This is a genomic window from Mesorhizobium shangrilense (genome assembly GCF_040537815.1).
In the GTDB taxonomy this organism is placed as follows: domain Bacteria; phylum Pseudomonadota; class Alphaproteobacteria; order Rhizobiales; family Rhizobiaceae; genus Mesorhizobium; species Mesorhizobium shangrilense.
Map to the genome: position 1 here is coordinate 1 of NZ_JBEWSZ010000024.1, position 10,425 is coordinate 10,425.

Sequence of the window (10,425 nt, forward strand, 5' to 3'; positions counted from 1 at the left end):
GCTTACGCGGCTCTCTTGAATTTCGCGGAGGGCAGTTGTAGAAGCGAACTTCTTCGTCGCCAGCGGCGCGCCGCCCTCGTTGTTGAGGCGTATATAGTCGCCACCCCGACAAACTGTCAACACCGATCGTCGACCTTTTTTCGATTTCTCGCGAATATCCACACGGGCGGAAATTCGTAAGCCGGAATCCAAAGGAAAAGGCCTCGAAGGATGAGACGGCTAAATACGCCCAGATGCCAGGAAACCTGCGGGATTGCGGTCGATGACGACTGGGGCGATGCTCAAAAATTGGCGTGCCGTGTCCCTGCCGACAGGCAATTACGACTTATCCACAGGCTGCTTACGCCTGGAGCGAACGCCCACCCGCATCGAAGAGATGAAGATCACCGGGATTGGCGCCAAGCCGCACGGTCGCCCCCCGGCTAATTTCGACATTGCCCGGCAGCTTGGTCACCAGCGGCAGGTCGGCGCGGCCGATATCGATGTAGACCAGTTGCACCTCGCCGAGTTGCTCGACATAGTCGACCTTTCCCTCGAACAGGAAATCGGCTCCGGTGACGATGAACAGATCTTCAGGCCGCACGCCGAAGCTGACCTCGGTGCCCTTGGCGGACGCCGGCGTCGCCAGGGGCACATTGACCATGTTTGCGCCGATATGGCTGATCGCCGTCACCGCGCCGGCAGTCTCGATCCTGGCCGGCACGATATTCATGGCTGGCGAGCCGATGAACTGGGCGACGAACAGATTGCCGGGTCTCTTGTAGAGATCCATTGGCGTGCCGACCTGTTCGACATAGCCGTCCTTCAACACCACGATGCGGTCGGCGAGCGTCATCGCCTCGACCTGGTCGTGGGTGACATAGATCATCGTCGTGTTCGGCATCGATTCCTTGAGCTTGGCGATCTCGATGCGGGTGGCGACGCGAAGCGCCGCGTCGAGGTTGGACAGCGGTTCGTCGAACAGGAACACTTTTGGATTGCGCACGATGGCGCGGCCGATGGCGACGCGCTGGCGCTGGCCGCCCGACATCGCCTTGGGCAGGCGGTCGAGATATTTGGTCAGCTGCAGGATTTCCGCCGCCTGTTTTACCCTTTGGTCGATCTCGGCCTTCCCGACCTTGGCGATCCGCATGCCGAAGGCCATGTTCTCGTAGACCGTCATATGCGGATAGAGCGCGTAGGACTGGAACACCATGGCGATGCCGCGCTTCGATGGCGGTACGTCATTGATCACCTCGCCATCGATGCTGAGCTCCCCGGAGGTGATTTCCTCAAGCCCGGCGATCGACCGCAGCAAGGTCGACTTGCCGCAACCTGACGGCCCGACGAAGACGATGAACTCGCCTGACTTTATGTCGAGATCGATGCCATGGAGGATATCGACGCTGCCGTAGGACTTCCTGATTTGCCTGAGGGTCAGATCGGCCATTGTGCTCTCCTCGATTGCATGACGCTGGGCAAGATGCTCGCCTATTGCTTGCGGCGGCCCGGTTTCAGCCCGGCCAGCAGATTGGTGATCCTGTCCGCCTTGCGGTTGTTGATCTCGGCTTCGTTCTTGCGGCGCACCGCGCCGCGGACGAGCTTGGCGCCGAGGTAGCGGAACGGCTCTGGCGGCAATGACATGCGCCGCTCGATGCCGACCAGGCCGCTGGCGCTCCAGCGATCCTTGCGCTCCAGGACAAGGCTGGCCAGGATGCGCCCGGCAATCGGCGTCTGCGCGATGCCGGTCCCGTTGAACCCCATGCCGTAGAAGATGTTGGGATGATCGCGCAGATGATCGAAGACGGGAACGTGTTCGGGCACGCAGTCGATCGGGCCAGACCAGTCATATTCGACAGCGACGCCGCGCAGCGCTGGATAAACCCGGTGCAGTTCCCGCACATTGTCCCGGTCATGCTCCGGACTGCGGTTGAAGCTGGCGCCGAAATTCCCGCTGAAGGCCACATTGCCGCTGCCGCGGCCGAAGACCACCCTGCCCCCGATGGTGCGCTGGTAATAGAGGACCTGGGCCTGCGAATCGCAGATCGAAGCGCCGTCACGCCAGCCGATGCTGTCGAGCAGTTCGGGCACGGCGGCCGTGGCGATCACCTCGCTGGCAACGACATAGAGATGGCGGCGCAGTTCCGGCAGCGCCGACAGCCAGGCATTCGCGGCAAGCACGACCTTTTCGGCCTGCACCATGCCCCGCGCCGTGCGCACCTTGCATGTCCTGCCAGTTTCGATGTCGAGGACCGGGCTGCGCTCATGGATGATGATGCCGCGCGCCAGGGCCAGGTCGCGCAATCCGATCGCCAGCTTGGCCGGGTGAACCGTGCCGGCATTGGTCTCGACGACGCCAGCATAGGACGCGGATGAACCGGTGCGGCGTTCGATCTCATCGGCCGTCAGCCGCCTGAAACGGTTCTCTCCCACCGCCGCCGCCATGGCAACGGCGTGCTCCCATGCACCTTCCTGGGCAATCGAGCTCGCGGTCCACAGCCAACCGTCCAGCCGCAGATCCATATCGATCGTGCCGTCCCGTTGCAGCGCCTTCAGCTCCGCTATCGAAGCCACCGTATCCGCGCACAATTGCCGCGCCTCCTCGAGGCCGACGACAGTGCTGATCTGGTCGATCTCGGCGAACCACGAATGGACCTGGCCGCCATTACGGCCAGACGCTCCGGAACCGCAAAGATCGGCCTCGAGCACGATAACCCGCGTTTCGGGAGCAAGCTCACGAATGCGCAGCGCCGTCCACAGACCGGTATAGCCGCCGCCGACGATCACTACGTCAGCGCGATGATTTCCCTGCAATGGCTCGGTCGCGGTGCCGGCGCCGATATCCTGCAGCCAGAACGACCGATCGGAGGGAGGCGCTACGGCCGGCTGTCGCAAACGAAGTGTCGTCACGGTCAGGCCTCCTGGGCATCGGTGATGAAGCCGGCGTATTTGGTAGGCAGCCATTCCGGGATGGGACGCGGTTTCTGCGGAAACCCGCCGAGATGCGTGCAGGTCTGAGCCGCCGCGATCGAAGCCTTGTGCAACGCCTCCGATGCGCGAAGGCCATCGAAATGGAAGCTGGTCAGGAACGTGGCGATGAAGCTGTCGCCGGCGCCACACGTGTCCACGACATCGACAAGCGTCGCCGGCGCGTGCACGACATCCGTGCCATCGTCGAAATAGGAACCGCGCCGACCGCAGGTCAAGACCACCTGCCGCGCTCCGGCCGCCCTGAGCGCGCAGAGCAAAGGCTCAACCGGCTGATCGACGTCGTCGGGACCGGAGGCAAACAGCATGGGCACGCCGTCGAGCGGCAGCGCCAGATGCTTGGTCGACACGTCGATGCTGAACGGCACGTGATCCGCGACCAGCCTGCGGACGAGATCCTCGTTGGCGTTGGTGCCGAGATGCACCCAATCGGCACCGGCGATGACCGCATAGTGCTCCGGTGCCGGCATGTAGTTCTCGCCGACCCCGAAGGATTCGTGCAGGAACTTCCGGTCCCCTGATTCATCACGGAGCAAGGTGACGGCGGTGTCGCCGGACAGACGTTCGACATCTTTCGGCGAAAGGCCGACGCCTGCCAGTTCTGCGAGCACCACATCACCCTCGGGATCTTCGCCGACGGCGCCGAAGTAACGGGCCGCCCAACCGTTACGCCGCCATTGCGCGGCGACGTTAAGGGCGTTTCCCCCGACCGTGAGCAGGCCGTTGCTCAGATAGGCGTCGAGGCAATTATCCCCGACAGCGACAAGTTTTGGCTGCGGCATGAAGGTTCCTTTCGGGGGATTGCTACTTGCCGATGCCTTCGGACAGGCCACGAATGAAGTAGCGCTGCGCGGCAAAGAACACGATGACGATGGGCAGGGCAGAGATCGTCATGGCGGCGAAGACAACGGCATAGTTGGTGCCGTGCGTTGCCATGATCGAGGTGAGGCCGACCGGCAGTGTCTGCACGTCGCTGCCGCTCGTGAAGACCATGGCGAACAGATATTCGTTCCAGGCGAACAGGACATGCAGGATGACGCAGGAGATGATGATCGGCCGGCACAGTGGCAGGGTGATGCGCCAGAAGATCTGGCCTTCGCTGGCGCCGTCCATCGTCGCCGCCTCATCGATATCTCCAGGCAGGTCCAGCATGTAGGCGCGGATCAGGAAGGTGGTGAACGGCACCCGGAACGCCGTGTAGAGAATGATCAGCGCCCAATAGGTGTTATAGAGGCCGAGCGCCTGCAGCATCTTGACCAGCGGAATGATCGCCACGGTGGGGCTCAGCATCAATCCGCCCAGCACGATGGCGACGACCAGCGGTTTTGCCGGCATCCTGGTCCGGGTCAGGCCGAAGGCCGTCCAGGCGCTGATCAGCACCGTGCATATGGCGGAAGCAACGGTCACCAGGACGGAGACGGTGACATAGCCGCGCACGCCCTGGTTCCACGCCTGCACATAATTGTTCCACGACCAATGGGCAGGCAGGGCGAAGGGATCGCCGAAGATCTGCGCATTGTCCTTGAAACCGCTGAGCGCCATCCAGATCAACGGATAGATGACGACGACGCCGAGGCAGACGAGGAACGAATAGAGGAATGTCCTGGCGATGACGGACCACACATTCACATGCCGGTTTCGGCCGACTGCAGCCGTCATGCTCATAGCTGCACCCGGCGACGCTTCGTGTACCAGAGCTGTGCCGCGCCGGTGAGCATGGTCAGGACGAAGATGACGGCGGCAATCGCCGCGCCATAGCCGAAATTGTCCTCGATGAAGGCCTTCTGGTAGAGCCATGTGCCGAGCACCTGGCTGCTGTTGTTAGGCCCGCCCGCGGTCATCACCATGACCTCGTTGAACACCTGGAACGCGCCAGTGATGGTGACGATAATCATCAACCCAGTCATTTCGCGGGTCAGAGGAAAGGTGATGCTCCACAGCCGGCGAAGCGCGCCGGCCCCGTCCATCGTGGCGGCGTCGTAGAGGTCGCGCGGAATCTTCTGGATGGCGATGGCAAACAGCAGCGTCGAGTAGCCAAAACCCTGCCACTGGCTCATGGCGATGATGGCGTAGATGGCGGTGTGCTCGTTGCCGAGCCAGGGCATGACGAACTGGCTGAGACCAACACGGCTGAGCGCCGCATCCAGCAGCCCGACCTGTGGCTGGTAGATGAAATAGAACAGCAGTCCGGTGACCGTGATCGAGATGGCGGAGGGGACGAAATAGACGGCGCGCCACAAACGGCGCCAGCGTTCGCTCCTCAGATCCTCGATGATGGCCGCCAGCAGGAACGCGCCGAAGACCTGGAAGACGACGGAGATGATGGCGTAGAGGCAGTTGTTCCAGAGCGCGAGCAGTACGATGGGGTCATGCAGCAGCCGGTCGTAATTGGCGAGGCCGACATTGGTGACCTCGCCTGTATAGATGTCCTGGTCTGTCGTGCTGACGATGAAGTTGTCGACGATCGGATAGTAGACGAACCAGCCGATGAGGATCAGCGCTATCGCCGCCCATCGGAACGACAACAGATTGCCGAAGCGGGCCTGCAGGCCCTTTGGCCTTTGCGGCCTGGCGACGCCGCGAAGCACGGCGCCGCTTTCCATTGTGTCCGATGCCCTTGCCATTGTCTGCTTTATTTGGCTGCGGATGCGGCCTTGCGCACCTCGTCCATCACTTGCTCAGGCGTCATCGAACCGCCAGCCAGCGCCTGCAGGCTGGACAACCAAACGGCGGCGACGCGCGGCGGGTTTGCCGTGTCCAACCAGGGCATGAGGTAGGAGGCCGCGTTGATGTCCTTGAGGCCATCGACCACAGCCGCGCTCATATTCTTTTCCGAGGCGCCGCCGATGGTTGCGCTCGGCTGGCCGTAAGGCGGTGCCGACAGGACTTCAGCGTTTTCCTTGGAGGTCACGAACTTCATGAAATCGATCGCCAGCGGGATGTTCTTCGATGCCGCGTTGATCATGTAGCCCTCCGGCGCGCCCTCGATCGACTTGGGGTCACCCTTGGCGCCATCAGGCACGGGCAGTCTGAAGAACCCGAAATCGGCGGGCTTCAGCGCCGAGTCCGACGTAGCGGCCTGATCGAACTCGATGATCTCCTGATAGTACATGGCCGACTGCGCGTTGGTGAAGGCCTGGAGAGCCGAGGCATAGGATGTGCCGTTGACGCCGGCGCCATCGGTGCAACGCTCGACAAGCTGGCTGAACTGCTTGAGCGCCGCTACATAGCCTGGATCGCTGTAATCGGCGGTGGCCGGATCGAAGTCGCGTTCCAGTGTTGCCTGCGGCACGTTGTATGCGAGCAGCTGGCCTGCAAAGTGGATGGCTGGCCAAGCCTCCTTGTTGCCGAACGAAATCGGGGTCGCGCCGGACTTGCGGATGGCGTCGCAGCTGGTCAGGAGTTCCTCGAAATTGGCTGGCGCCTTCAGGCCGAGCTTGGCGAAGATCTGCTTGTTGTAGCCCATGAACTTGGCGTCCTGATAAAGTGGGATGCCGTAGAGCTTGCCATTGTATTCGAACGCCTTGACGGCCGCCGGAGAGAGCGTCTTGCCCCAGTCGGTATCGGGACCAATGACCGTGCTCAGGTCGACGGCGCGGTTGCCGCGCACGAAGTTCCCGCCCCAGCTGCCCGTCCAGGAGAAATAGACATCGGGCAGCGAGTTTGACGCGACCAGTGTCTTGGTCTTGCCCTTCACGCTGTCGTCGCTCTCCTGGATGAGTTCGACCTTCACGCCCGGATGGAGCTTCTCATAATCCTGCGCCAGATTGATGAAATAGGGCGACAGTTGCTGCAATCCGAACTTGGTCAGGATCGACAGCGTGCCGCTGTATTCCACCTTGGCGTTGGGGTCGGCCGCGACCGCCGCTGAAGCGGCGAAACTGCCGCTCATAGACAATCCCAATGATGATACCGCGGCCACTGTGACCGCCACGACTTGCAGCGAACGTTTCATAAGCAGCTCCTTCTGAGGTGAGAGTGGATCAGTATTCAACGCGTTTGTAGTAGCGACGGGTGGTCAGCGGGTGATTGCGGAGCACCTCGAGATGCGCGCTCAGCCGCTCGAGCAAGGTGGCGAGCAACACGGGTGAAATCATGCCGCGCACCTGCTGGGAGATGCCCGGCAATTTCACCGAGGCCGCATCCAGCGTGCGGACGCGGTCCGTGTAGCGCTTGGCGAAATTCTCGACCCGGTCGGCCAGGGGCCGAAGCGCATCCTCGCCCTTGAACACGAAGACGCTGACGCCCGGCTCGACCAGCTCGAGCGTGCCGTGGAAGAAATCGGCGGCGTGCACCGGGCGGGTCCGGATCCACTGCATCTCCTCGAGGATGCACATGCCGTAGTAGTTCGCCTCCGGCCACACTGAACCGGCGCCGGTGAAGATGTGATAGGTCTCGTCCTTGATGGTCGCGGCCAGTTCGGCGGCCTTGTCCTCAAATGCGGCTTTCGCATCGGCGAGCAGGCCCGGCAGCAGCTTGAGTTCGGCGACCGCCGCGTCGAAACCGTCATATTCGCCGCGCTCGGCCAGCAGCGCGAGCACAATCAGCAGCGTCTGCAGGTAGAATGATTCCGACGAGGTGTCGTCCTCAGCGAAGTTCGTGAAATTGTGATCGGCTTCCTGCGCGATCGGCGTGTCCGAATGGCCGGTGAGCGAGATGGTGCGCACGCCCCGCTTCTTCAGGAAGGCCATCAGCTCGACGCCCTCCTTGGTCGTGCCCGAAAGCGACGGGATGACGACCACGGCCTTGTTGTCGAGACCGGCCGGCGGATCGAGCACGACCTGGGCCGGATATTCAGCACCCACCGGGAAGGTGGAATAGCGCTTCGCCAGTTCGATCGCGGGAAGCGTCAGAAGCTGCACGCCGCCGGTGCCCATGAAAAACAGACGCTCGACGCCTTCCGCAAGCAGCGTGCGCATCAGCAAGCGCGCCTCGCCGGCGATGGCAACGGCCCCGCCCTGGATCCTTACGAAGCGGTCCCTATCGAAGTTCAGCATGTCGTTCTTCCCTTACTCGGATGCGGCAGAGCCTCTGCCCGGGCGCAAGCGTCGATGCGCCGTCCAAACCAGCCTTTGATCAATTTCGATCAATGTGAGATCGATCTCACATTCGGATAATGGACACGCAATTTCGCGATTGGCAAGTGCCCTCGCGATGAAATTATTAGAAACGGAAGGTTTCGGCCGCTGTCAGCGCCCGTTGAAGCGGGCGACCGAGCCACGCACAATCAGACGCGTCGGGAATCGGATATGACGCGGCGCGATCTTCTTGCCGGCCAGCCGTTCCAGCAGAAGCTTAGCAGCCAGTGGCCCGATCTCCGAGATGGGCTGGGCCACGACCGTGATCTGCGGGTCGGTGAAGGTAGCGAGATTGAAATCGTCGAAGCCAACCAGGGACACATCATGCGGGATGGACAGTCCCATAGAGCGCAGGCCGAGAAGCGCCCCCTGCGTCATCAGACTGTCGACGGTGAAAAGGGCGGTCGGACGATTGCGGCGGCTGAACAGCCTTATCGTTGCGTCGATGGCATGCTCGACCGTCGAGCGCGACACGCTGATCAATGATTCGTCGAGCGCGATTCCGTGCGATTGCAGCGAATTCTGGTAGCCGGCGAGACGTTCCTGCGCGGTGAAGATGCGTGATTCGTCACGCAACAGACCGATTCGGTCGTGGCCATTGGCGACGAGGTAGTCCACGGCTTCGCGCGCGCCACCTTCATTGTCGACGACCACACTGTCGCACTGCAGGTCCTTGATGACACGGTCGATCAGCACGATCGGCGACCCCTCGCGCACCAGTTCCAGGATGTGCTCGCTGTCGCTCGCCGAGGTCGGCGCCAGGATGAAGCCACGGATGCTGAGCGCGCGCAGGCTCCCCAGCAATTCCTTTTCCTGCTCGACATTCTCCTCACTGCTGGCGATCAGCAGATTGTGGCGGTGCTTGCGCAGGTCCACCTCGATGTCATGAGCGATTCGGGCAAAGAAGGGATTCTGGATATCGCCCGGCACGAAGCCGACGATTGGCAATTGCCCGCTGCGAAGCGCTTGCGCAACGAGGTTCCCCCGATAGCCCAGTCTTTCCGCGGCCTCCATCACGCGAAGCGCCGTCTCGTCGCCAACGTAGCCGTAACTGTTGAGCGCCCGCGCGGCCGTGGCACGCGAGACATTGGCCGCGGCGGCAACGTCCTTGAGGGTGATCCCTTTCTGCGTCACGACTGTCTGTCCTTCCGCGACCTCGACATTGCGTCGGATCGTCATACTAGGCTCGGCGTTGCCTGCACAGTTCTGCGGCATATCCACCGATTCTCAAACTGCCAAGAGCGCGTTGCGCGGCGGCCCTGCCAAATCACCCTTTGCCGAGAGCCACGATCTGGAGTGCTCTGCTCCGCGAATCATGCAATGTCCTCGACGCCGCACTCTCTCCCTGAGTTTATGCAACCTTAGGCGATGATGTCGGCGATGAGAGCAGCCAAGGGCTGTTCGTCGCCAGAAAAGCTCCCGATCATGGCGCCCAGCACCCGATCACGATCGAGGGCATCGTCATCGAAGGTGAAGCCGGCATGCTCGGCGAGCACAGCCAGGAAGGTGAGTTGTGTCCGCCCATTCCCCTCGCGAAACGGATGCACCGCATTGATTTCCGCGAGCACATGCGCCGCCTGAACAGCGAAATCGTGAGGCCATAGGCCCACGAGATAGTTGGCCACTGCGAGGTCGTCGAAAATTCGGATCATCTCCGCATCGATGTATTCGGGGTAGCAAAACCAGTTGCCGCCTTTGCCGATGCGAATCGCCCTCACCTCCCCGGCCCAGTCATAGATGTCCTGGAACAGATGATGGTGAATCGCCTTGTAGTGCGCATAATCGAGCGCACCGCTCGCAATCGGCTCGTCAGCGCGAATCAGGAAGAGGGCAAGTTCGACCTCATCGAGGCCGGCCTGATCCTGGACATCAAGCCTGTTGCGAAGAACCGTTGTGCCTGGGTAACAGAGCGGGTCGGCCTCGGCGGCATATACCACGCGCCAGGCCTATTTCTTGGAAATCTGCTTTTTGACCAGCTCGCGCCGTTCGTCGCCACTGAGCCCGCGCCCACGGCTTTCGTCGAGAATCGCCGCCATTCGCGGTGACAGCTTCAGGCCCTCGACCGCACTGATTCTCTCACCCTTGCGGCTACTGAGAACGAACTCTTCAGTTCTGGTTGTCCGGACGATGGCGGCGGCTCTTTTCATGGGCTGAGATTATCACAGCCACCGATTCCGGGGCAAGGAACTTGGCTCATGAGCTCGGGGCCCCTATCCGGCTGATCAGCGGCACCAGATATAAACGGGCTTGGGCGCCGTCGCTTCGACACAGCAACCATAAGCTAGATACAAAAATAGCCCGGCTTGAACCGGGCTATTTTGAATTTGGTTGCGGGGACAGGATTTGAACCTGTGACCTTCAGGTTATGAGCCTGACGAGC

At 61.8% G+C, this 10,425-nt stretch carries 10 protein-coding genes; all 10 read right to left on the reverse strand.

The window, feature by feature from the left end; genetic code table 11:
* Window positions 1-340 precede the first annotated feature (340 nt).
* Window positions 341-1,429: an ABC transporter ATP-binding protein gene (locus tag ABVQ20_RS40015; RefSeq protein ID WP_354465340.1), complete on the reverse strand. Its 1,089-nt coding sequence runs from the start codon at window positions 1,427-1,429 to the stop codon at window positions 341-343.
* Window positions 1,430-1,470: 41 nt separating this feature from the next.
* Window positions 1,471-2,889 (reverse strand): NAD(P)/FAD-dependent oxidoreductase, encoded by a 1,419-nt coding sequence (locus ABVQ20_RS40020; protein WP_354465341.1) that lies wholly within the window; start codon window positions 2,887-2,889, stop codon window positions 1,471-1,473.
* Between the two features lie 2 nt (window positions 2,890-2,891).
* Entirely contained in the window at window positions 2,892-3,749 is an 858-nt protein-coding gene (locus tag ABVQ20_RS40025; protein WP_354465343.1) for a PfkB family carbohydrate kinase, read from the reverse strand.
* Window positions 3,750-3,771: 22 nt separating this feature from the next.
* On the reverse strand, window positions 3,772-4,626 hold the full coding sequence (locus ABVQ20_RS40030; protein ID WP_354465344.1) for a carbohydrate ABC transporter permease: 855 nt from the start codon (window positions 4,624-4,626) through the stop codon (window positions 3,772-3,774).
* 2 nt (window positions 4,627-4,628) lie between these two features.
* On the reverse strand, window positions 4,629-5,591 hold the full coding sequence (locus ABVQ20_RS40035; RefSeq protein WP_354465346.1) for a carbohydrate ABC transporter permease: 963 nt from the start codon (window positions 5,589-5,591) through the stop codon (window positions 4,629-4,631).
* Window positions 5,592-5,599: 8 nt separating this feature from the next.
* A complete protein-coding gene (locus ABVQ20_RS40040) occupies window positions 5,600-6,922 on the reverse strand; it encodes an ABC transporter substrate-binding protein (RefSeq protein ID WP_354465348.1) in 1,323 nt (440 codons plus the stop codon).
* A 28-nt stretch (window positions 6,923-6,950) separates the two neighbouring features.
* On the reverse strand, window positions 6,951-7,964 hold the full coding sequence (locus ABVQ20_RS40045; protein WP_354465350.1) for an SIS domain-containing protein: 1,014 nt from the start codon (window positions 7,962-7,964) through the stop codon (window positions 6,951-6,953).
* A gap of 192 nt (window positions 7,965-8,156) precedes the next feature.
* Window positions 8,157-9,224: a LacI family DNA-binding transcriptional regulator gene (locus ABVQ20_RS40050; protein WP_354465351.1), complete on the reverse strand. Its 1,068-nt coding sequence runs from the start codon at window positions 9,222-9,224 to the stop codon at window positions 8,157-8,159.
* Between the two features lie 182 nt (window positions 9,225-9,406).
* The gene (locus tag ABVQ20_RS40055) at window positions 9,407-9,982 is read right to left on the reverse strand and encodes a Fic/DOC family protein (protein ID WP_354465353.1); all 576 of its coding nucleotides are present in this window, start codon (window positions 9,980-9,982) and stop codon (window positions 9,407-9,409) included.
* Window positions 9,983-9,991: 9 nt separating this feature from the next.
* Window positions 9,992-10,192 (reverse strand): hypothetical protein, encoded by a 201-nt coding sequence (locus ABVQ20_RS40060; RefSeq protein ID WP_354465355.1) that lies wholly within the window; start codon window positions 10,190-10,192, stop codon window positions 9,992-9,994.
* Window positions 10,193-10,425: the final 233 nt, after the last annotated feature.

Coding starts and splice junctions, on each gene's coding strand:
- ABVQ20_RS40015 (WP_354465340.1), bottom strand. CDS start 1,429: ATGGCCGATCTGACCCTCAGGCAAATCAGGAAGTCCTACGGCAGCGTC.
- ABVQ20_RS40025 (WP_354465343.1), bottom strand. CDS start 3,749: ATGCCGCAGCCAAAACTTGTCGCTGTCGGGGATAATTGCCTCGACGCC.
- ABVQ20_RS40030 (WP_354465344.1), bottom strand. CDS start 4,626: ATGACGGCTGCAGTCGGCCGAAACCGGCATGTGAATGTGTGGTCCGTC.
- ABVQ20_RS40035 (WP_354465346.1), bottom strand. CDS start 5,591: ATGGCAAGGGCATCGGACACAATGGAAAGCGGCGCCGTGCTTCGCGGC.
- ABVQ20_RS40040 (WP_354465348.1), bottom strand. CDS start 6,922: ATGAAACGTTCGCTGCAAGTCGTGGCGGTCACAGTGGCCGCGGTATCA.
- ABVQ20_RS40045 (WP_354465350.1), bottom strand. CDS start 7,964: ATGCTGAACTTCGATAGGGACCGCTTCGTAAGGATCCAGGGCGGGGCC.
- ABVQ20_RS40050 (WP_354465351.1), bottom strand. CDS start 9,224: ATGACGATCCGACGCAATGTCGAGGTCGCGGAAGGACAGACAGTCGTG.
- ABVQ20_RS40060 (WP_354465355.1), bottom strand. CDS start 10,192: ATGAAAAGAGCCGCCGCCATCGTCCGGACAACCAGAACTGAAGAGTTC.